General features: G+C 58.8%; 21 protein-coding genes and 1 tRNA gene. 11 read left to right on the forward strand and 11 right to left on the reverse strand.

Annotated features, from left to right (window positions below; genetic code table 11):
• Positions 1-143 precede the first annotated feature (143 nt).
• Positions 144-1211, reverse strand: coding sequence for an RluA family pseudouridine synthase (locus VFG26_RS07485; RefSeq protein ID WP_414653267.1), 1068 nt, complete (start codon positions 1209-1211; stop codon positions 144-146).
• Positions 1212-1229: 18 nt separating this feature from the next.
• Between VFG26_RS07485 and VFG26_RS07490 the strand changes: the two genes are divergently transcribed.
• The 4 genes from VFG26_RS07490 (at position 1230) to VFG26_RS07505 (ending at position 5179) form a co-directional block, all read left to right on the forward strand.
• Positions 1230-1604: a hypothetical protein gene (locus VFG26_RS07490; protein ID WP_325023842.1), complete on the forward strand. Its 375-nt coding sequence runs from the start codon at positions 1230-1232 to the stop codon at positions 1602-1604.
• Positions 1605-1733: 129 nt separating this feature from the next.
• Positions 1734-1809, forward strand: a tRNA-Glu gene (locus tag VFG26_RS07495).
• Positions 1810-2087: 278 nt separating this feature from the next.
• Positions 2088-4097 carry a protein-L-isoaspartate(D-aspartate) O-methyltransferase gene (locus VFG26_RS07500; RefSeq protein ID WP_325023844.1) on the forward strand — a complete coding sequence of 670 codons (2010 nt, stop codon included), beginning with the start codon at positions 2088-2090 and terminating at the stop codon, positions 4095-4097.
• Between the two features lie 44 nt (positions 4098-4141).
• Positions 4142-5179: a zinc-dependent alcohol dehydrogenase family protein gene (locus VFG26_RS07505; protein WP_325023846.1), complete on the forward strand. Its 1038-nt coding sequence runs from the start codon at positions 4142-4144 to the stop codon at positions 5177-5179.
• 85 nt (positions 5180-5264) lie between these two features.
• On the opposite strand, the gene VFG26_RS07510 is transcribed toward VFG26_RS07505, so the two are convergent.
• Positions 5265-5690, reverse strand: a complete 426-nt coding sequence (locus tag VFG26_RS07510; protein WP_325023848.1) for a cytochrome c — start codon at positions 5688-5690, stop codon at positions 5265-5267.
• A 166-nt stretch (positions 5691-5856) separates the two neighbouring features.
• On the reverse strand, positions 5857-6657 hold the full coding sequence (locus VFG26_RS07515) for a ribonuclease HII (RefSeq protein ID WP_325023849.1): 801 nt from the start codon (positions 6655-6657) through the stop codon (positions 5857-5859).
• Positions 6658-6742: 85 nt separating this feature from the next.
• On the opposite strand from VFG26_RS07515, the gene VFG26_RS07520 reads away from it, so the two are divergent.
• Together VFG26_RS07520 and VFG26_RS07525 are read left to right on the forward strand one after the other, a co-directional pair.
• Entirely contained in the window at positions 6743-6961 is a 219-nt protein-coding gene (locus VFG26_RS07520; RefSeq protein WP_325023851.1) for a ChaB family protein, read from the forward strand.
• Positions 6962-7176: 215 nt separating this feature from the next.
• Positions 7177-7596 (forward strand): CBS domain-containing protein, encoded by a 420-nt coding sequence (locus VFG26_RS07525; protein ID WP_325023854.1) that lies wholly within the window; start codon positions 7177-7179, stop codon positions 7594-7596.
• 39 nt (positions 7597-7635) lie between these two features.
• On the opposite strand, the gene VFG26_RS07530 is transcribed toward VFG26_RS07525, so the two are convergent.
• On the reverse strand, positions 7636-8793 hold the full coding sequence (locus VFG26_RS07530) for an acyltransferase (RefSeq protein ID WP_325023856.1): 1158 nt from the start codon (positions 8791-8793) through the stop codon (positions 7636-7638).
• Positions 8794-9238: 445 nt separating this feature from the next.
• Here VFG26_RS07530 and VFG26_RS07535 point away from each other — a divergent pair, with 445 nt between their 5' ends.
• The 4 genes from VFG26_RS07535 to VFG26_RS07550 all read left to right on the forward strand — a co-directional run bounded on the left by VFG26_RS07535 (position 9239) and on the right by VFG26_RS07550 (position 14004).
• Positions 9239-10339, forward strand: coding sequence for a glycosyltransferase (locus tag VFG26_RS07535; RefSeq protein WP_325023858.1), 1101 nt, complete (start codon positions 9239-9241; stop codon positions 10337-10339).
• Complete coding sequence (locus tag VFG26_RS07540; protein ID WP_325023860.1) at positions 10336-11490, forward strand: FkbM family methyltransferase; 1155 nt, start codon at positions 10336-10338, stop codon at positions 11488-11490. The genes VFG26_RS07535 and VFG26_RS07540 overlap by 4 nt, the downstream gene beginning before the upstream one ends.
• A 116-nt stretch (positions 11491-11606) precedes the next feature.
• Positions 11607-12680 (forward strand): hypothetical protein, encoded by a 1074-nt coding sequence (locus tag VFG26_RS07545; protein WP_325023862.1) that lies wholly within the window; start codon positions 11607-11609, stop codon positions 12678-12680.
• Positions 12681-12687: 7 nt separating this feature from the next.
• Positions 12688-14004 (forward strand): glycosyltransferase family 1 protein, encoded by a 1317-nt coding sequence (locus VFG26_RS07550; protein ID WP_325023864.1) that lies wholly within the window; start codon positions 12688-12690, stop codon positions 14002-14004.
• Between the two features lie 53 nt (positions 14005-14057).
• On the opposite strand, the gene VFG26_RS07555 is transcribed toward VFG26_RS07550, so the two are convergent.
• From VFG26_RS07555 to VFG26_RS07575, 5 genes are all read right to left on the reverse strand, one after another.
• Entirely contained in the window at positions 14058-14708 is a 651-nt protein-coding gene (locus VFG26_RS07555; RefSeq protein ID WP_325023866.1) for a DUF1007 family protein, read from the reverse strand.
• 62 nt (positions 14709-14770) lie between these two features.
• Complete coding sequence (locus VFG26_RS07560) at positions 14771-15349, reverse strand: DUF3299 domain-containing protein (RefSeq protein ID WP_325023868.1); 579 nt, start codon at positions 15347-15349, stop codon at positions 14771-14773.
• 19 nt (positions 15350-15368) lie between these two features.
• Positions 15369-16628: an ABC transporter permease gene (locus VFG26_RS07565; RefSeq protein WP_325023870.1), complete on the reverse strand. Its 1260-nt coding sequence runs from the start codon at positions 16626-16628 to the stop codon at positions 15369-15371.
• Positions 16625-17383 carry an ABC transporter ATP-binding protein gene (locus tag VFG26_RS07570; RefSeq protein WP_325023872.1) on the reverse strand — a complete coding sequence of 253 codons (759 nt, stop codon included), beginning with the start codon at positions 17381-17383 and terminating at the stop codon, positions 16625-16627. Before VFG26_RS07570 ends, VFG26_RS07565 begins: the two co-directional genes overlap by 4 nt.
• Positions 17384-17386: 3 nt before the next feature.
• A complete protein-coding gene (locus VFG26_RS07575) occupies positions 17387-17977 on the reverse strand; it encodes a DUF2796 domain-containing protein (protein WP_325023874.1) in 591 nt (196 codons plus the stop codon).
• Positions 17978-18811: 834 nt separating this feature from the next.
• On the opposite strand from VFG26_RS07575, the gene VFG26_RS07580 reads away from it, so the two are divergent.
• Positions 18812-19267 (forward strand): Fur family transcriptional regulator, encoded by a 456-nt coding sequence (locus VFG26_RS07580; RefSeq protein WP_325023875.1) that lies wholly within the window; start codon positions 18812-18814, stop codon positions 19265-19267.
• 83 nt (positions 19268-19350) lie between these two features.
• Here VFG26_RS07580 and VFG26_RS07585 read toward each other — a convergent pair whose 3' ends face one another.
• Positions 19351-21495 carry a TonB-dependent receptor gene (locus tag VFG26_RS07585; RefSeq protein WP_325023877.1) on the reverse strand — a complete coding sequence of 715 codons (2145 nt, stop codon included), beginning with the start codon at positions 21493-21495 and terminating at the stop codon, positions 19351-19353.
• 344 nt (positions 21496-21839) lie between these two features.
• Complete coding sequence (locus tag VFG26_RS07590) at positions 21840-22205, reverse strand: hypothetical protein (RefSeq protein ID WP_325023879.1); 366 nt, start codon at positions 22203-22205, stop codon at positions 21840-21842.
• Between the last annotated feature and the right edge of the window lies 1 nt (position 22206).

The following is a 22206-nucleotide window of genomic DNA, read 5'->3' on the forward strand; positions in this document are numbered from 1 at the left end:
GCCCGTGCTCCCTTCAGATTGTGGGAGTCTCTACGCTCCCCCCACGTCTGATGTTACATAGTAGTCAAATCTAGAAATTCACTAGGAGTTCCCGTCACCTCATGTTGATCAGGCCGTGAAGGCTTCCCACATACGGAAACTTTTCATTTGGAACGCCGGCGGGTGCTCTTTTCCGTCGGCTCTCGTCGAGTAGGCTTCAAGGCCTCTCCAAGCCGTTCAAGGTCTGACGGCAATTTACTGCTAAATCTCAGTTTTTTGCCGGAAATGGGATGCTCGAACTCGAGCGCGGCAGCGTGGAGCGCTTGCCGGGTCAGGCTGGACGCCACGTCTTTCGCCCCCTCATGAAGCGCCGCCAGCCGCGTCTTGAATCCCGCGCCGTAAGTCGGATCACCAAGAACAGGATGGCCGATATGCGCCAGATGCACGCGAATCTGGTGGGTTCTGCCGGTCTCGAGCACTAGGCGCAAAAGCGAGACGTCGCCGGCCGGCTTTTCTCCTGGAAAAACATCGAGCACTTCATAATGCGTCTTGGCGCTGCGGCCGGCCTCCCCGCGGGTGACCGCGATTTTCATGCGATTGGCGCGGCTGCGCCCTAGCCGGGCATCCACGGAGCCCGACGGGAGCGGTAGCCGTCCCCAAACATAAGCAAGGTAGCTGCGGTGGAGACGCCCGTCGCGGCCGTGGCTTTGGAACTGTTCGGCCAAGCCCTGGTGCGCCTCATCGGTCTTGGCGACCACCAGCAGGCCCGAGGTATCCTTATCCAAGCGATGGACAATGCCCGGCCGTTTGACGCCGCCGATGCCTGAGAGGCTGTCGCCGCAGTGGGCAATCAGCGCGTTCACGAGTGTGCCCGTCTCGTGCCCCGCGGAGGGATGCACGACAAGGCCGGCCGGCTTATCGATTACGATCAGATCGTCATCTTCATAGACAACGTCGAGCGGGAGGGCCTCGCCCGCGACACCGGTTTCTTCCGCCTCTGGCAGACGGACCGTGTAAGTCGCGCCGGATTTGACCGGTGTGCGCGCCTCCCCTATCGTCTGCCCTGCCGCTACGAGCCCGTCGCGGATGAGCGTCTGGATGCGGGCGCGGCTCATGCCCTCGATTTTCGAGGCGAGCCACCGGTCCAAGCGCTGGCCGGCATCCTCGGGACCCGCCAGCACTTCGATGATGCTTGATATTTTCTCGTCGATGGGCACGGTGCTCAAAACTATCAGAAAGACATTCTCGTGATGACCAACGACCAGCCGCAGTCAACTACGGCCGACTTGATGCGCGAACAGCGCCTTCAGCGCAATCTCAAGATCGTTGTGGCCGGCCTGGCCCTGCTCATTCTCCTCGGTCTTGGGGCTGTGGCGGTCAAAGTCCTCGGATTCGTGCCGGATCGTTCAGCCGGGCAATCGGTTCAGACAGTTACCGTCTCGCCCGGTGCGACGCTGTCGTTGGAAATCCCTGCGGGTGCACGGATTGCGTCCGTCGCGCTGTCGGGCAATCGTCTCGCCGTGCATTATGAGGGCCCAAGCGGTCCTGGCATCGCGATCATAGATATCGGCACCGGCCAGCGCGTGGCCGATGTGAAGCTGATGGAAGCGTTGCCGCGGAACTAGCTGCTGCTGCTTGCCGGGAAACGGGAGATTTCTGTCATTCCCGGAAGCACAAAATCGGCTTGAGTTGCAGGGCCCGTCCTATGGGGACTTGATCGGGCAGGAATACTCGACTACACGTCCCTTGCGCCTGCCCCGTTCGTCTAGTGGCCTAGGACACCCGCCTCTCACGTGGGCAACAGGGGTTCGAGTCCCCTACGGGGCGCCACATCTCAACAAATCAGATTGTTGGCCCGGTGTTGCGGAGCAGTTGGTCAACTGCGTTCCGAATCCCTGCCGCTGTAGCGCGATGCCAAAGGCGGCCGCATGGCTGGAAAGCACGCCCAGCGCCTTGGCCCCTACGACCTTTACGGCAACGATTGTTGGCCGTTGGCGCCTCGGGCGAGACTTCCGCTCGCCGGTGATCATTTGATCTTCCGCGTTAGTCGCGCGTTGTCCTCTAAAATGTATGGGTGTTGAAAATCACCGACGCGCGAGGGCGATGGCATGCAGCACAATGCCGAGCGCCAGCCAATAGATCGGCGACAGTTTGTCGAGCGGCAGATCGAGGGCCGCGGTGTTCGCGACCCTCTCGTCCTCGATGCGATGCGAGCCGTGCCGCGCGAGACCTTTGTTCCGCATGAACTTGCCGCGGAGGCCTATGACGATACGCCTCTGCCCATCGGCGCCAGACAAACAATCTCCCAGCCCTACATCGTGGCCTTCATGATCGAAGCGCTCGGTTTGCGGGGCGGCGAGAAGGTCTTGGAGATCGGCTCGGGATCTGGTTACGCCGCTGCGGTTTTGGCGCAAATTGCGGGCGACGTTTACACGATCCAACGCATCGGCGAACTGGCGGCGCTAGCCAACAGAAATCTGGCGGCCGCCGGCTGCGGCCATGTACACGTGCGGCACGCCGACGGCACGCAAGGCTGGCAGCAGGAAGCGCCATTCGACGCCATTCTCGTCTCTGCAGGCGCGCCGGACGTGCCGGGCACGCTCCTGCATCAGCTCAAGATCGGCGGGCGGATCGTCGTACCGATTGGAGACAATCCGCGGGCCCAAGAACTCGTGCGCATCACGAGAACCGGCGATGACGACTTCGAGCAAGAAGATATAGCGGACGTCCGCTTTGTGCCGCTGATCGGAAAAGAAGGTTGGGAAACCGCGGAGGACGAATGGGAAGTCAAGCCACCGCGCGTCGTTCGGGCGCGACCAGCTGTGAGCATCTCGGTGCCATCCCTGATCGCGAAGCATTCGCAGATCTTCACTCAAATTCGCGATGCGAAGTTCGAACCTCTTCTCGACCGGATCGGCAACGCACGCGTCGTTCTGATCGGCGAAGCCAGTCACGGCACTTCCGAGTTTTACCGAATGCGGGCGCGCATTACCCAGCGCTTGATCGAAGAGAAGGGATACAGTTTCGTCGCTGCCGAGGCTGACTGGCCAGATGCTGCGCGCATCGACCACTATGCCCGGCACCGAAACGTCCCGCCGTCGGAATGGACGGCGTTTGCGAGGTTCCCGACGTGGATGTGGCGGAACGCTGAAACCCGCAACTTCGTCGATTGGCTCCATAAGCACAACGAAACGCGCTCCTACGATCAGCGGGCGGCTTTCTACGGGCTCGATCTCTATAGTTTATATAACTCCGTACGCGTTGTTCTTACGTATCTCGACGCTGTCGATCCAGAACTCGCGGCCGTTGCGCGCGAACGTTATGGCTGCCTCAGTCCTTGGGAAGCCGACCCGTCTGCATACGGTCGCGCGGCACTTTCCGGCGCCTATCGGGAGTGCGAGCAAGAAGTCTCACACGTCCTCGTGGCTTTACTTCAAAAGCAACAAGCCTATGCGATGGACGACGGCGAGCGCTTCTTCGATGCCGCACAAAATGCACGTCTGATTTCGAATGCCGAGCGCTACTATCGCACGATGTATTACGGCTCGCGCGCATCGTGGAACTTGCGTGACAGCCACATGTTCGAAACTCTGAACCAGCTGCTCGAGCATCATGGCGCCAGTTCGAAAGCGGTCATTTGGGCCCATAACTCCCATATTGGCGATGCATTGGGAACGGAGATGAGCCGGCGTGGCGAGCACAACATCGGACAGCTCTGCAGACGGAACTTCGGAACGGATTGCTACAGCATAGGCTTCGGCACGAACGACGGCACGGTTGCGGCCGCCTCGAACTGGGACGCCCCCATGCAGGTCATGAATGTCCAGCCGGCGCACGCGCAAAGCTATGAGCGGCTCTTCCATCTGACGAACGCACCGGGATTGATGCTTCCGCTTCAGGAAGAGAGCGAACTCCGCGAAAAGTTGCTGCGACCGCTGCTCGAACGGGCGATCGGCGTCATCTATCGCCCCGAAAGCGAACTCGCGAGCCACTACTTCGAAGCAACCCTGCCGCTGCAGTTCGACGAGTACATATGGATCGACCGGACGAGCGCCGTTAAGCCACTCGATAGCATCGAGCTTGAGGGTATGCCTGAGACTTATCCGTTTGGCGTTTAGACAGCGCAGGACAGGCCACGTTCAACGGAGGCGTGTGATAGCCAATGAAGGCACTTGTTTATAAAGGTCCCGGTCAGAAGGCCGTTGAAGACCGGCCCATTCCCGAAATCAGAGACCCTAACGACGCCATCGTCAAAATCTCCAAGACGACGATCTGCGGAACGGATCTTCACATCCTGAAGGGCCATGTTCCAACCTGCAGCCCGGGCAGGATACTTGGTCACGAAGGAACGGGAACGGTCGAGAAGACCGGCGCGGGCGTCACGGCCTTCCGGCCCGGCGATCGCGTACTCATCTCGTGCATCTCAGCCTGTGGCAGGTGCGAATACTGCCGTCGCGGCATGTATTCTCACTGCACGACGGGAGGTTGGATTCTCGGAAACGAAATCGATGGAACGCAGGCGGAGTATGTGCGAACTCCGCATGCGGATACGAGCCTCTATCACATCCCGGATGGCGCCGACGAGGAAGCGCTTGTGATGCTCAGCGATATCGTTCCGACCGGATTTGAGTGCGGTGTTCTCAACGGCAAGGTTGCGCCCGGCAGCACCGTTGCGATCGTCGGCGCGGGCCCGATCGGCCTTGCCGCCCTGCTGACGGCGCAGTTCTATTCGCCGGCCGAAGTCATCATGATCGATCCGGACAAAACTCGCCTGGAAGCGACCAAGCATTTCGGGGCAACAGCAACGGTCAGCGCGACGGGCCCTGAGGCGGCAGAGGCCGTCATGAAAATGACTGGTGGACGCGGTGTCGACACAGCGATCGAGGCTGTCGGCGTGCCCGCTTCGTTTTTGACGTGCGAAGATATTATTGCTCCGGGCGGTACGATCGCCAATGTCGGTGTGCACGGCGTCAAGGTCGATCTCCACCTGGAGCGCCTCTGGAGTCAGAACATCAGCATTACGACGCGGCTGGTCGATACCGTCACCACACCCATGCTGCTCAAGATCGTTCAGGCCCATAAAATAGATCCGGCGAAGCTGATCACCCACCATTTCAAGCTCGACAAAATCCTCGATGCCTACGAAACTTTCAGCCGCGCTGCCGAGACGCGCGCTCTCAAGGTCATCATCGAAGCTTGATGAAGATTGCGCGCGGTTTGGTTCTCCACCAGAAGGGCGATGAGCCGGAATACGCGCGCCAAGCGCGGATCGCGTCCCATTCCGCCTATTTCTTTTGAATGGACTTCACGTATTTCAGCAGCTCGATGACTGCGGTGCGCGAATAATTGCCTCCGGCTCTTCCTCCGCCACCTTTTTTGCTGAAGACCTTGCCCCAAAGCGGCATTTCGCGCGGTCCGTGGCCGGGAATATCGCCGCCGTAGCGGAGAATCTCGGCGATGCGCGCGGCTGGGAACTGTCCATTGGCGCGCTTGCTAATCGTGGTCAGGTCGGCTGGCTTAACCTTTAGGTACTGGGCCGTCGGCCCATTGCCGCTGCCATCTTTCCCGTGGCATTGGTAGCAGTATTCGAGGTAGAGGCCTTCTCCCAATCGCACAGTCTCCGGCGGAGCTGCGTGCACGGCGGTGAGGAAAAATCCTGACGGTGCGATGCCGGAAGCGGCGACAAGCGTGATCTTCCACATGCTGCTCATGATCACTCGCCCCGACCGCCATCTCAGATCATACGGGCGAAACAGCGAAGCTGCGGTCACTCACAATACCGCAAGCCAAAGCTTCAGTGGCGCTCTTCCAAATCCAATCTAACCAATTGGTGAAAGCCCGCCGGACCGCTCGACAGGCCGGCACACTTCGCCAGCTCTATGGAGCCGGGGCAGGAAGCGGCGCCAGACCGAGCACTTCTCTGACCGGTGCGAACGAGCGGCGATGTATGGGGCAAGCGCCGAGCGTCTTGAGAGCCGCGAGGTGCTCGCGAACCGGATAGCCCTTGTGTTTCGCAAAACCGTAGCCCGGGTGCTCGGCATCGAACTTGTCCATCAGCGCGTCGCGTGCCGTCTTGGCGAGAATGGATGCTGCAGCGATCGTCAGGCTTTTGCCATCTCCGCCGACGATCGCCTGCTGCTCTATTTCGATCTCCTTGATCCGCCGGGCGTCGATCAGAATATGCGCAGGCGGCGATTGAAGCCCTTCGACTGCGCGGCGCATTGCGAGAATACCGGCCCAGTAGATATTTATTGAATCGATCTCGGCAACTTCGGCGAAGCCGACCGACCAAGCGAGCGCGGATTCCTTGATTTGCACGGCCAGCCGGTTCCGGGCCGCCACGTTCAGCTTCTTGGAGTCATCGATGCCAGGAATGCGCGAGCCCGGTTTGAAAATGACGGCCGCTGCGGCGACCGGGCCTGCGAGCGGACTCATCCCCGCCTCGTCGACACCGGCAACGTGCACAATGCCTTTCGCCCACAGCGCGTTCTCATACCGCAGCAAGTTCCGAAGCCTCTGGCCTTCAGAGCGGTTGGCAAAGCGACGGCGCGCGATGGCTTCCAGGATGGCTTTGGCGCCCGGACGAGGGTCAGCCGAGAGCGCTAACTCAGTGGCCGTGTCGAGAGGCTGCGCTTCGATCAAATAGCGCTGTCGTATGTAGGCAAGTGAGATCGTCATAACCAATTATATTCAGAACGAAGGCCACGCGGTTAGCGTCATTTGATTGCAAATTTCGGTCAAGTTGTGCTCCGGAGACGCGAACATGCCTTATCCGACCAATAATAGCCTGCCGCCGTCGGTTCGGGATCACCTTCCCGAGCACGCACAGGATATCTATCGCGCCGCTTTCAACCATGCGTTTGACGCGCACATGGGTGATCCGCGACAGGAGGAAGCCGCGCACCGCATCGCTTGGGCGGCCGTCAAACGGGATTACGTCAAGGCCGGTCCCAACTGGGTCGCGCGAAGCGACCTCGGTTGACCCTGCTTCTCCAAACTTGGCGTGCGCGACTGCGTCTTACCGGGTGCGGACATCGCAATCAATTGTTGTCCATCCTATGGCGTTGGCCATGAACGATGCACGGGTTCGCAGGTTCTTCGTTCAAGTCGCGGCGCTAAAGACGCATCGCCGTGGTGATGACGTACGCCAGCCGCTCAAGAGTTTCGCGAACGCAATGCATGAAAAGGAGCCGTGCCATGAAAGTCAGGGAAGCCATGCACAAAGGTGCGGAGTGGGTCAGTCCAGATACGCCGATCGCCCAGATCGCGCAGACGATGAGAAACCTCGATATCGGCTGTCTTCCCGTCGGGGAAAACGACCGGCTCGTCGGCATGGTGACCGATCGTGACATCATATGCCGGGGGCTTGCTGATTCTTCCGATGCTTCGGACCTCACCGCCGAGAACGTGATGACGAGGGGTATTGTCTACTGCAATGCGGAAGAGGACCTTGAGGACGCCCTTCACCTCATGGAGGAGAAGCAGATCCGGCGCTTGCCTGTCATCGACGAGAACAAGCGGATGGTCGGAATGCTGAGCCTGGGTGACATCTCGCATGCGGTGGCTCGCGAGCTGTCGGGCGAGGTCGTCTGTGCGGTGTCTGCTCATCACCAGTGACGGGACGCCAAGGTCCGCATCAGAACCGGTTCGAGGACATCAAGCGGCGGCGGTGGCCGCCGAATAGCTTGGCTTCGACCGGAGCTTTTTCGCAAGTTCCCCGCCAAGAAGGTTCGATGGCCTCTCGATGGCTCGATGGATCACCCATGAGATCGCAAAGAACACAGCGACATAGGACACGACGATCGTGCTCGAGGAGAAGCCAAACTCGACCAGCATCCGCATGAAGCACCACCCCGCGTAACAGTGAAGAGCGTAGAGCGGATAACTTATGTTTGCCAGAAATGTCGTCAGTACCATTGCACGGAAGTAGTCGCGCAGGAGATAGCATGCCCAGAACACGCCGACTGCGACGACGTACGACCAAAGCACAAACGGTGCAAAGATCGCCGATTCCAACCGCAGATGCATCGCTACGAAGATCGAAAGTAGCGCTGCCACTATAGCGCAAAGTGTCTTCGTGCCGATCTCGCGCGCATAATGAAATTGGAACGCGACGCCAACCATGAGTATCGGCAGAAGAAGGGAAAAGAAGACGAACGACCAAAGCGTGCGAATGCCAAAGAGGCCGAGAGCAAGCCGATCCGGGTATAGTTGCCAAATTAGATATGGGCCGAGGCTCACGGCAAGGGCGACGGCGAACACCTTCAAATCAGCGCGCCGGAGCATGCCCACACACAAAGCAGCAAAAATATAGAACTTCAATTCAACCGCCAGCGACCACGATATGCCGTCTAGGCTCAGTACTCCGAAAATTTCATTCAGGCCGGGCACCAGGTGAACGAGGATTGCGAACTCGTCGAATGGAGGCGCTTTGCCGAAATACCGGCCTGTCGCATAGATCGACAGGAGCATGATCGCAAAGCACGTCAAATAAGTCGGCCACAAGCGGAAAAATCGTCTTACGGCGAACGCGGCAACTGGCGTCTTGACCAGAGATATCGAAATGACGAAGCCGCTGATGACGAAGAAAATGCCGACGCCAAACGAGCCGAGATCCAGGCCGATCGCATGAAGGTGATGGCCCACGAACCAAAGCGCGTTCGGCATTTCGGGAGGCGGGACGATTGCATCGGCGTTGATCGTTTGCGCAACGAAGGCCGGATTTCCCCAAAACCCAATCATGTGAGTCATCATCACGCAAAGAGCAGCGATGCCGCGCAATGTGTTTGCGAACTCGACTCGATCTTCCCGCATCCACTTCTGTCCCCCAGGGCGTAGATGTCAGCGCTGCTCAACTCGATCAATACACACCGAGCCGTTGTCCACGTGTTCGAGTTGCGTCATAGCGGCGGGCCGGCGCTTGAGCGGAGGTGGGCTTGCGAATGCGTGTCGTCAGCCCATGCAGGCCGCCGTGAAACTGCGAAGGCATTGGGGATTGCTTTCGCCGCCAAGCAAGAGCACTTACTTGACGCGCTCTTGAACTCCCGCTCGTGGATGCCCGATGATGCCGGCATTCCCGACGCTAGACGCCGATCGCATCATAACGCTGTGGATCACTCGATATTATCCAATGATAATGTCCGTGCGTCGGCTATGAACGCTGTTATGAAACTAACCGAACCAAGTACAACAGCGAAGTATGTTACCCCACGTATGGTCTTCCTGGCGGCGCAAGCAACGCCGCCGATATCAACGGCGGTTGGTCCAAGGTGACGCTCTCGCTCGTACATGGCCTAAGAAAGACGCCGAGTTCGATCCCCGCTCACAGCTGCGCTTCATCGGCGACACGGAGACGATCAACGGATTATCTCGTGCCTATCGCTACGAGGTCAGACGGCACATCCTGAAGCACGGCACGGCCAATGCTGACGGCAATCAGGTTCTGATTCTTGGCCAGCCTTGGGACTATCCTCGCCTGCTGGCAGACCCTCCGGATTGGTTCCACGATGCATACCGGATCGGCCTTTGGGTGTGGGAGCTAGATCAGTTCCCCGGTGACTGGAAGTTCGCCCTCGATATCGTCCACGAGATTTGGACGCCCTCATCATTCAGCGCCAACGCCCTCAGGCGCGGGACCGACTTACCGATCAGAGTCGTTCCCCACGCCGTCGAGTGTCCTGAGGTTCGTCCTCTGTCGCGCGCAGAATTCGGCGTGCGGGAGGACCAGTTCCTTGGGTTGGCGATCATGGATCTCGCCGCCTGCCCGGATCGCAAGAATCCTTTGGCCCATGTTCGCGCGTGGCGGCTTGCTTTTGGCAATGACACGTCCAGCCATCTCTTGATGAAGGTTCGTTTCAAAAAAAATACGAGCTTTGCTCAGCGAGAGCTTCTCAGGGAACTCGGCGACGCGAAAAACATAACTCTCGTGGAGCAGGTCTTCAGCGACAGAGAGATGGCCGCGTTTCAACGCATGGCCAACGTCTATCTTTCGCTGCACCGTGCTGAGGGCTACGGGTTGAACATCCATGAGATGCTCGAACTCGGTGTCCCGACTTTAGCCACGGCCTGGTCCGGAAACATGGACTATATGGAGCGCTACCCGCATTCCGTGCCGGTCCCCTTTCGTCTGGTTCCTTACAACGACAGAACCTTTGCCTATCAGGGAACGAACCTCGCTTGGGCTGAACCTGACATCGAGTTTTCCGCTCGCGCCCTACGTGAAATCAGGGCGCGCTGGCAGAAAGAGCGTTCAAGCACGACGGCCTCACGGGACCCGATCGATCTACCGCGCAACGTCATGCCCGCTTTAGTGGGCAACAGCGCCACTTCTCCAAATATCAATGAGGCTCTCCCGGCATGAGTGTCGCTCACGACCGATACTGGCAAGACGCGGCTGCATTTGTTGGCAGCTGCGATATCGACGACAAGCTGGCGGTGGGACCTGCTGACTTCCGAACTTTGGTTCCCGGCATTCTTCCATACGATCAGCTGCCGGGCATCGGCACGCCCGATCTCCTCGTCGTCCATAAAGGTCAGATGGACGTTATCGGCGCCGATAGCTTGGCGGAACTGACAAGGGATCTCGCGCCTGCGTTTGCAAACGAGGTTTTTGTGATATTCGCGCGCGACAAACACGATCGTTCGGTGATGAAATCCGATCACTTCAAAGCATTTCGGCAAACGCTGTCGGCGATGCTCCGGCCGAAGGCGGCACCGGTCGCTCAGGAGACACGGCCAGCAATTTATCTGGGGCAGAACGTAGCGCTCACAAAAACGATCTACGGGCACAAGATCTACGTCGACACGCGCGACTGCTCGTTAACGCCCCATCTTTTGCTCGATGGATATTGGGAGCAGTGGATCACGAACGTTTTCCGGAATTTGGTACGACCCGGGATGACGGTGATCGACGTCGGTGCGAATGTCGGATGGTATTCGCTTCTGGCAGCCGATCTCATTGGTCCATCGGGGCGGCTGGTGTCGTTCGAAGCCAATCCTGAATTGTCGGAGCTGACGTACAGGAATCTGATGGTGAATGGCTTCATGGATCGAAGCACGGTTGTGACTAACGCCGTCTACAGCGAGTGCAAGCAAATCGACTTCAAAATTTGCAATCGCAACATCGGATCAAGCGGCATCTTTGTAACGCCCGAATCTGCTGCGGCATTCAATGACTCGGTCAGAGAGTTGCCGGTTAACGCGGTGACGCTGGATTCTCACTTTCCGGCGGGCACCAAGATCGATCTCATCAAGATCGACGCCGAGGGCGCAGAGCCGTTCGTGTTAAAAGGCGCGACGCGTCTTCTTCGCGAAAACCCTCACATTCAGATCATGATGGAGTTCGCGCCAGCCATGGTAACCGGCGCTTACGGTACAATCGAGAAGTTCTACAGCGAGTTGAAAGGGTACGGCTTCACGATCTTCAGAATAGAGCATGACTCGTCTCTGGCGCAGGCTTCTTTGCAGGAATTGAGAGCCACGTCTCACTGCGATGTCGTGCTGAAGCGCTGATGCTTAGTCAAATGCAAAGCCGGCGGCCGCTTGTTCATCTGCACATCCAAAAGACCGGAGGCCAGACTTTCGGATTACGGCTAGCGACTGCGTTCCCGCCAGAAAGCGTTCGCTACATGGAGCCCGACCTCAGCGTAACTGCGGACGCCGAAACCTTCAAAGGACTGCTGAAGTCGAAGCAGTTCATTTCCGGGCATGTGCACGGCCATCTCCTTCAAGAGCATAGCGATCTGGATATCGTTTGCTTGGCACGCGAGCCCATTGCTCAGATCATTTCTTACTATCGGCACATCCGGAGAGAGCCCGCGCATCCGCTGCATGCCGCGTTGAACAAGCTGTCCTTCTCCCGGGCGCTCACATTGCTGGCCGATAGGTTCTTCAACTTCCAAGCGCGAAAATTGGTTGGCGCCTTTCACCCGCTACAAGAGCGCGATCTGGTCAAGCCTATCGAGCACTGGCTGTTGCCACGCCTTTACGAATCTCTCGACCGCATCAGATGGGTTGCTCCGACGGATCACCTCGATGACATGGTGGATTTCATTTCCATCGAATTGGGTCTGTCTTCGGGAGGAAAGCGAGCCAACACCAATCAGGCGCCAGACACGGATGCTGCTGAACATCAGAGGATGCAGGAGTGGCTTCGGCGCCGCGCTGACCTGTTCGCTGTGGATCTCCTTTTATATTCGGAAGTGTGCCGCAGGTTCGAAGCCTATCGCCGTCAGTTCATTCAGCGCCTATGCGCGCGAAATGGAGTTCCGGCGTATGACTCCGACGTGATCCTCCACGACAGTGAAAGCACGATCCGCCTCATATCTGGCTGGTACCCGCCACGGTCGACCCCGAACTGGGGAACTGAAATTCGAATGGGCCCGGGCAAGGTTGCGTCAGTCGCTTACCGCCGGAATGAGACGCAAAGGAGCATCGCATTCAAGGCAGCATTCATTGCCGGAGTTCCGGCGGATGCTGTGACTTTCATCGATGGCGAAACATTGCGGAAGCTGGACGTCACCGTGCGCTCCGGGGACCCTGCGAAAGTATTCGTTTCACTCCCTCCTGATCGCCGGGAAGGCGTGCTGATGATCGCAGTTCCTGAAATCTATCCGCTCTGCATGTTTTCCGGTGATTATTCAGATAACGATCGCGTGGCGTTTTCGACGGGCGACTGGCGTTTCACTAACGGAGTTCAATGAAGTTTAAATGCCGAGTTCGCCAGCTGTCCGGCGCGTGAGCGCGTCGCGAAGAATTGTTATCGACATCACCGATTGGAACAGGTTCTTGTTCGCAGGCAAGCCGATATCCGGAGTTCACCGGATCGCGCTTGGACTGCTGCGCGCATGGAAGGAGCTTGGTCTGCCGTTCGTCATCATACGGCATGACCCCGAAACCAACCGTCATAGGATCATCTCACACCGGTTCATCGAGGAAGATTTTTCGGAACCGATCTACATCGGTGGAGAGGGGATAAAGTATTCCTACAACAAGTACGTGCAGCGCCGAACGCGCTATTACACCGAACTCATAAAGGCGCGGCTACTCCGATTTGTTAAAAAGAAGGAGACCGTGCACGCGGATTTCATCGAAGGTGACTACTGCCCGCAGGCGGACGACGTCCTTTATTTCTGCGGTGCCGGTTGGGATGCTCCTGAAACGATGGAGGCTGCGCGCAAATGGAAAGCCCGGCATCCTGGCTTCCGATTTGTCGTCTTGCTCCACGATTGCATCCCGCTCATCAAGAAGGTCTACAGGAACCGGCTCGGCACCAGGCAATTCCGGCGCTGGCTGCGCGATGCGGCGGGCTCGGCGGATGAGTTCATCTGCATCTCCGACAGCACGAAATCGGACTTGATGCGCTATTGGCCGCGGTACGGTGGGCAAAGTGCTTTGCGCTGCAAGGTCGTGACCAATCCTCACGAATTCCTTGCGGTGTCCGACAGACGCCACCAGCCAATGCCGGACGAAGCGTCTTCGGCCGAGCAGTTCCTTGCTCATAGAAACAGGCGCTATCTGCTGACCGTTGGCACACTCTCCTCACACAAAAACCTTGAACGCCTTTTGTCTGCTTGGGCTGCGCTGAACTTCTTTCGGGATCCGGAAGCGGATCTCGTCATCGTTGGAGATAACGATCTCCAGCAGGTGAGATCGCTGTCGCCGATCCGGCGCAACGTTTTCGTTTTCCGCAAGCCGCCCGACGACATTCTCGAGCTTCTCTATTCGAATGCGTTCTGCAGTATCTTCCCCAGTTTGTACGAGGGCTGGGGACTGCCCGTCGGCGAGAGCTTGTGGTTTGGAAAAGTGTGCCTGTGCTCAGATAGCTCCTCGATCACAGAGGTCGGCCAGGACATGTGCCCCTACTTCAACCCCTACTCTACAGAAGAGATATTGCACGCCTTGACGAGGACGCTTTTCGAAAAAGACTACATTCCCTCCTACGAAAAGCGCATCGATAGGAGGAAGATGAAGTCGTGGGCGATGTATGGTTCGGAAATCCACACCACACTATTGAAGACGGCGTAGGCTCCGCAGCTGGCGGAGAGCAGGATATTTGGCCGATGCTCTCAACCGCTATTTCAGGACTTCTTGCAGCTGACCGCTACGGTTTTATGGGACGCGAAGGCGACTGATGCCCCGCCGAACTGTTCGATCATAGCAGCGCCCAGCTGTTCGGTTTGATCGTCAGTCTCTTTTACCTCCGGCTCGACAAGGGCCGCCGTGCATCCCGGCGGTGCCGACGCCGTTTTGATCGGGTCGTCCTTCTCCGGCTCAAACGCAATGAAGTAGGACGGATCAAAAACTGCGAACGTCAGGCCTTCAGCATCGGCAAGCACGGGCTTTTCGAGCGGCAAGCGAAAATGAAGCCGCAGGATCTTGTTGTTGTATTCGAGGCGGGCATTGGCCGGCGACGCAAACGCAAGCTCGGCACCTGCGAGCTTGGCGACGGTAAAGTAATTGAATTCCTTCAGGCCATCCAAGTTGACCTTGAGAAGCTCGGCAAGTTCGGTCTCGTCGTACTGTCCATCGTTGTTCTTATCGAGCCCTTCGAGAGCCATCTCGGTATAGGCGTCATCGAATGCCCAGACGTGATCGACACCCCTCACCGAGCCGCCGTCGTAGTCGACGGTCAAAGCGTAGGATACCCACACGTGCGGATGGGCTGCGGCAGGCTGCGTTACCATCAGCACAGCGAGTGTAGCCGCTGCTGCAGCGGGTAATTTCGGCATGGAAGGCATACTTTGAGCTCTATCTGGTTCTTGGGAATTCGTGTTGCAGAAGTTTTCATCCGTCAGGGCTTGCGCGCCTCGATGCTGTCGGCGGCGATGGTATAGCCGGCATCGGCTAAACCGGTGGACGCAGCAGACGTACTGATCCTCCCGGTCACCGTGACGGGGTCGAACGCGCCGCCGATTTCAAAGCCCTTGTCCGCTTTGACGTAAATGATTTGATTGGCGGGCGGCGGCGGCACATGGATGCATGCTCCAACGAACGGCACGAGCAGGAACTCCTTCACGGTGGTGGCGTCGAAATCGAGCGGCACGACATAACCGCCGATCGAGACGCTCTGGCCTTCAAGCTCTGCCACTACGGCGGCCGGCCGGTCGCTCCCCGGCTGACGGCGTTTTACCGACATGAACTGGCCTTCCGCGAGTTGAGGGGGCGGCTGTCCAGAATCCGGCGACGGCATCGGCGTCGCGCCGCTGAAGAATGTCTTTGGTGCTTGAGCAGCAGCTGCCACGGGTGCTTTCGGTATGAGATCCGCCCATTTGAGCTGACGCGGCGTGCCCGCGTTCGCCGAGGGCACCATCGATAGCGTGAGCAGCAGCGACAGCAGTCCGCGCGCCAGGGAGGCAATTGTCAGATGCATCGACTTCCTTCTCCCACGGTCAGGTCCTCACCAGCATGCCGTCGGCAAGCGACAGGCGGTAAGCTCGAATGGCCGGCAACAGGCCAGCGATGAAACCGGCTAAGACAATCAATGTCAGCTTGATCCACTCGCTGGCTTGCAGAGCGCCGATCGTCAGGCTTAGGCCGTAGGTGTGATCAATGAATGGCCGGGCGAGATAAAGGGCGGCATAAAGACCTAGCGTTCCGATGACGACGCCGGCGAGCGACAACAGCCCGCCTTCGGCTGCCAACAGGCTGAGCACCGTCGCCGGTGTCGCCCCTACGGTGCGCAGAATTGCCATCTCCCGGCGGCGTTCGTTCAAGGTGGTGAGGATCATCGTCACCATGCCGAGAAGCGCGGTTACGACGACCATCGCGGAGACCGCCGAGAGCGCGGTCTCTGCCGTGCCGACCAGATTCCAAAGCTCCTGCAGGGCCACGCCGGGCATGATCGCGGAGAGCGGCTCTGCCTGGTAGTCGTTAATCGCACGCTGCACTTTGAAGGTCGCGAGCTTGGATTTCAAACCGACCATGGCGCCCGTAATCGCGCGCGGCGTCAGATCCATCTTCCGCACATCATCGGCAGAGACACTCTCGCCGGGCACCGGCGCGCCGTTCTGCCAATCGATGTGGATGGCTTCGATGGCTTCGAGGCTCACATGCACCGTTCTGTCGATGGGCGTCCCAGTCTTCGCAAGAACGCCGGAAACCCGGAACGGTTTATTCTCGTGCTCCACGAAGGAGATTGAGCCAACGCCATGGCCGATGACGATCCTGTCGCCGAGCTTATAGCCAAGTGCTTGCGCGACATCAGCGCCGATGACCGCGTCGAAGAGATCCGCGAACGGCTCTCCCGTTGCGAACGTAATGCTCTGCCCACGCCGGAACTTGTAGTGCGTGAAATAATCGGCCGTGGTGCCGAGCACGCGAAAACCGTGATGGCTATCGCCAAGGGACAGCGGCACGGCCCAGGCCACGTCGGGCTGCCTGGCGATGTCCTGATAGCTCTTCCACGTCACGTTGTTCGTGGCATTGCCAATGCGGAATATCGAATAGAGCAAGAGATTTAGACTGCCGCTTCTTGCGCCGACGATCAGATCCGTTCCCGAAATCGTATCGGCGAAGCTTTGGCGCGCGCCGGTGCGCACCTTTTCCACGCCGAGCAGCAACATGACGCTGACGGATATGGTGAGCACCGTCAGTAATGCCGTGATCTTCCGGTTGAGTAACGATTGGATGGCGAGGCGGAAGATCATCATCGCGGCGTGTCCCGGGTTGCAACGGCAATGTCCTCGAGCCGTACGACCCGGTCGAAATAGTGCGCCAGTTCCTCATCGTGACTGACCATGATCACGCTCGCGCCGGCCGCCGCGCTTTGTGCAAAGAGAAGCTCCAGGAAGCCTTTCTCTGCATTGCGGTCGAGCGCCGAGGTCGGCTCGTCGGCGACGATGATTTGCGGCGCGCCGATCAGAGCGCGCGCGGCGGCAACGCGCTGCTGTTGACCGACGCTCAAGCTCGCCGTCGTTGCAGACGCGATGACGTTCGTCTCCAACCCCAGAGCTGCAAGAAGCCGGAACGCCACGTCATGCAGGGAGCCTTCGGTAAGCGCGCGATCGCGCCGCGACTTGGAAAAGCGCACGGGCAAGAGAACGTTGTCGATGAGCGATGCGTACGGAAGCAGGTTGAACATCTGGAAAATGATGCCGAAGTACTCCACGCGAAAGCGATCTCGCGCCGCTCGGCTCAACTTGGCCAGGTCGTGGCCCAGCACATCGATGCGCCCGCTGTCAGGCGTGAGGATCCCTGCGAGCAGGCTCAAGAAAGTGCTCTTGCCGCTTCCAGATGGGCCGAGCATGAGCAGCTTTTCGCCGCGCGCGAGCGAGAATTCGCTGATCCTGATCGTGAACGGCGAGGCGCCGGGCCACGTGTAGACGACGCCGGCGAATGACACCGCGTCGTTACGAGGATGGCCCTGCCCGCGTGTTTCGACGGGAGCGATCGCAAGGTCAGTCATCGCCTACATCACACCTGCGAGATCGAGCCTCGGCTTATCTCGTGTCATCTGCGCCTGCGTTTGGCCCTTGGACGTCGTGACGTTGACGTTCAAAAGCTGCGCGCCCGAGAAGTTTTCGAAGTACGCGGTTTCGAGGCCGGTCAGACTTTCGGGAGCCTTGCAGGAGATTGTCCAGGTTGCGTGAAACTCGGCATGACCGTGACTGGGCTTTGCCGCTTCAGACTCGTGATCGTGGTCATGGTCGTCTTTCGCGCCGGACTGATGTTCGTCGTCACGGGTTTCGACGTTTGCAGCGTTCGCTTCGCAGTTGGCCGCCGCCGGCAGTTTGAAGAGCGCAAGAACGTCCGTGAGCTTCGCCTTGGCTTTCTCGACCAAAGCCGTTTGCTCCATCGTCGCGGCCTCGTGCTCGAAGCCGACAATATCCACACCCGGTGCGACCAGTTCCATTTGGATTGTATTTCCCTCGACCGCGATGTCGAGGGTGCCCTGGCCATGCGCATGCGCGCCAAGCTCGCGGCGCTTGGTGTCGTCCGCCAGCGCCGCGGTCGTCAGAGTGAAGGCTGCGAATGCGAGACCCGTGAAAATTTTCAACATGGGTTTCTCCAAGATCAAACCAGTGCTGCGTTGCTCGTCACGTGCAAACCGGCGTGGCGGTGCGAGACGAAGGGCGAGCGCTCATCGCGCGCGCAGTGATGGATGGGGGAGCAGTTGAGAACTTGCGCCAACCGGCGTTGGCGGGGTTCAAGCCCGTGCTCAGGTAGCCACTTCGACGGGAGGTCCTCGGGCTCGAACACATTCGCGGGCCATGTGTGTCACGGCCGGTCCGGTGAAGTCGCCAAGCCATGCGGTGAGGACGGTTGGCGGCGGGTGAAGCTCAATGAGCGGAGGTGTTAGGGATGTTGCCGACGTGGCGGCCGCCCAGCACAGGAGGCACCCGGCGTGTTTTTGCTTGTGATCGCCATCACAGGGATGCCCACTGGACGCCGCGCATTGCTCCGCCGCCACCGTTTGCGCCGCGTAGCTTGTCGCGTGCTCCGGATGGTGATGGAGAACTGCGACGGCAAGCTGCACGTTCAAAGCGACGAGCGACAGCCAAAGCAGTCCAAACCTGGTTCGCGGCCCCTTCATTCCACTCCTGTGATCTTTGCCCGATGCTGGGACTATCTCAGCGTGTGAGAGAATCGTGGCAGTTGTAGGAATTCTAGCACGCGGCACGTTAAAGCACGGCGCGCAGTTGTCCCTCTTCTCAGCAGATCCTGGAGAGCCCCCATGCGGCAGCCAGTCCAGCAGCCGTCGTCATTTCGTGTGCACCGGATAGCCCCTCGTCAGGCGCGCCAAACTTGACAAAAAGGCGCGATATCATAACCTGCGCGTTCATTATTCGATACATTTTGGGCCCTCCAGTTGACCGCCCCGCGGAGAGAATTTGTGCGCAAGACGAGCAGGAAATCTGCCCCTCGCGGAGCGAAGAGCGGGAAGGTCAGGCCTGCTGAACTCGTTCTCGAGGCCTTGCGGAAGGAGCGCCGTCCGTTGGGCGCCTATGATCTTCAAGCGAGCCTTTCGCAAGTTCAGTTGTTCGCGCCGCCGACGATCTATCGCGCGCTGGATGAGCTCATCGCTGACCGGCTCGTCCACAAGATCGCTTCGCTGAACGCTTTCATTGCGTGCCACTGCAATCACCGAAATCATCATGGGCGGTCCGCGTTCACGATCTGCGATCACTGCGGCGACGTAAACGAAATTTCGGCTCCCGACATCGGCTCGATCGTCGACGCCTGCTCCCGAAAAAGTGGCTTTGCCGTCGCTGGCGCCATGATCGAGCTTCATGGCCTCTGTGAGAAGTGCAGCGAACTCGCGCTTCGCGCCGAGAAGTCGGCTTCGTAACGCTCGCCGGAAATTTGATTACTCGGCAGTGCCTCGCAGCTTTTCCGACCAGTCGAAGCTCCGCCGCGAAGCGTCCAACGTTCTTAGAACGCTAGACTTCCAAACAAGCGAACGTTCGCACCCGGCTGCAGAACTTCGTCTTTCTTGAACGAGGTGCTGAGACGCACGTCCTCGTTCAAAAGGTTCTCGCCTTTGACACCAATTTTGAAGGTGGGAACGATCCCACCGTGCGCGACCAGCGTCATCGTGTAACTCAGCTCCGCATTGAGCAAGGTGTAGCCCGGCGTCGATGTCTCGTTGGGCGCGGTCTCGTCCTGATTGAACGCAAACAGAGATGAGACCTTGGCCTGCCAAGCGTCGTCTCGGTAGTAAAGGCCGGCGCCGAGCCGATGCGGCGGCATTCTCGGCACGTACTCACCATTCGAAAACCGTGCGTGCACGAAGTCATATTGGCCGGACAGACCCCAAACACCTCTAAACACACGCGCGACGTCGTATTCGGTTGCGAGTTCCACTCCATAGAACGTCGCGTCGCGCTGATTGAAGATGGCCTCATCTAGCTCGTTATCGGGATCACCCTTGCCGCACGTATCAATGGTATCGCCGCACGTCTCGCCGGTGAGATCCCGGAAAATAAAGCCATCGTACTTCGTGTAGTATGCGGACGTATCGAAACGCCATCGCCCCGCCGTCTTGCTGAAGCCAAGTTCAATGGACTTCGCCTTTTCGAGGCCGAGATCGGGATTGCCGATTTCGAAAGTGGCGGTCGCTTCGTGAGCACCTTTGGAGAAGAGTTCCTGCGCGGCGGGAGCTCGCTCTCCATACTGCCCGGTCACACGCGCGGTCACACCGAGAGGCAGATCGTAAAGCACGCCTACGCTCGCGCTCTTCGGATCGAATGATCTATGTTGAGCTACAACGGCGGAGAATGATGGGTCGACGATGCTGTCGTACATCGTCCCGTGAACGCTATTATGCTCGATGCGAAATCCCGCCTGGAGGCGCCACGCATCCGTGACGCGCAACTCTTCCAAGAGATAGCCGCCGACAACGTCCGTGGTGTTGGGCTCGAGCAGACTGTCGCCTTCGAAGCTTGTGCCCGCGAGCTTGCGGTTGCTGACTTGAATTCCCGCCGTGGTGGTGAGCGCGCCGAGGTGCGTCGCCACCGGAATAGATGCGGCTTCGATCCGGCCTTCCGTATATTTGTTGGTGAAGCGCGAGCCTACAGCATCGACATTTTCTTCCGCCTCGAACGCGAGTTCGTTGTGGGCATAGTTATCCCAACCGAACCAGGCTTTGACTGCTGCTAGGCCGATTTCGGGTGCGCGCCACTCACCCTTGGCGCTAATTTTATCTTGCCACATATCGATGCGCGTTTGCTCTTCCGCGGATTCTATACCGGGGATGCCATAGAGACTGTCGAAACGCGTGTAACTGACGCCGAAGAAGCCATTGTGCCAAATGAGCGATCCGCCGACCGATCCGCCATGACTGTCGACGAAGGAATTCGCCTGCGTGCCCTCAGGCGTCAGGTAGTCATTTGCTTTGCGGTTGAAGCCGTCAGCATGAATGGCAAATCCGCGAGATCCCGCGGTCACCTTGAACGCACCATCGCGGCCATCGTCGACCGAACTCAATCCGCCGACGATCTCGCCACTCAATCCGTTCGTTGGAAGATAAGTAGGAATGCGCTGATTTTCTGCGCTCACAACGCCGCCGATTGCTTGCGATCCATAGCGTAGGGTTGCAGTTCCTCGCGTAACCGTCACGCTATCGGCGCTGTAGGGATCTACCGGGAATGCGTGATCCTCGCTGATGTCGGAGACGGCGCCTGCGGAAATCCCGTTTTCCTGGATGCGTATGCGATTGCCGTCGAGACCACGAATGATCGGCCGGTTGGCCCCGGGGGCAAACGCGGATCCGGCGACGCCCGGCTGCTGAGCCAGGGTGTCCGTGATGGTCGCACCGTGGTTTGGGGTGATGTTCGCAGCCGTCGTCTTGGTCGTAGCATTGAGACCACGCTGAGGCGTGATGAGCGTGCCGGGAGGCGGCAATACCTTCTCACCGAAGAATTGCGAATCGTCTTGTGAGTTCCCTGCTTCGGGCGAGTTCGCCGGTTCTTGCGCCCCCGGCACCGGCTGCACTTCCGCGTTCCTCTTCGACACGGGCGTCTTGGCCGGATGCTTCTTTTTCTTGGGCGCCGTGACGACCACTGGCGGAAGGTCCACCGCAGCGGATTGAGACTCGGACAGGCCATTTGCGTGAGAGCTTGGCGCTCCTAGCGTCGATTCCTGCGCAAAAGCCGGGCTCAAAAAAACTAGGGGAACAACTGCTGTCGTGATGCAAACACGCTTCTTCATTCCACTCAGATCTCCCCCCAAGAACGACCCGAGTTGCGTATATTATAACATCCGTACAGTCAACGCGGGGAAGACATGCGCGCAACTTGCCTCCGGTGTGCCGCCTGCTCGCAAGATTTTTCCGGGTGAGAGTTTTGCTGTGCTTGTGTCCGCGCAAGTGCGCGAGGCCGAAGACTTCGCGTTGTGTCACGCTTGCACGCTTCGTGAATTCCCTAGCAGGACTGCTGCACCGTTGCGACAGGCAGCGCTGTCCAAATGATTGCGAGTGCGGACAGGGCGGCGAGCGCCAGCGTCAGCATCCCAAGGAACGTGTCCTCGCGATCGTCACGTCCTTGGCTTAGGAGGCGGACGCCGTTCTTCGTGAGGCGAGCGATCATCGCAAGAGCGAGGAACGTCAACACGAGCACCGCGATCCTCACCGTGGTTTGAGGATCGGCGATCATCGGCTCATTCCCGCGCGACAACACACAGCCAAGCGTGGCGACGAAATATGACAGCCCGAAAAAGCCAAGATAGATGATTGGCCCGAGCAACGTTTCAACGAACTCCCAGACATGGCGCGATCGCCGGTTTTGCATA

This window comes from Hyphomicrobium sp., from assembly GCF_035687085.1.
Classification (GTDB): domain Bacteria; phylum Pseudomonadota; class Alphaproteobacteria; order Rhizobiales; family Hyphomicrobiaceae; genus Hyphomicrobium_B.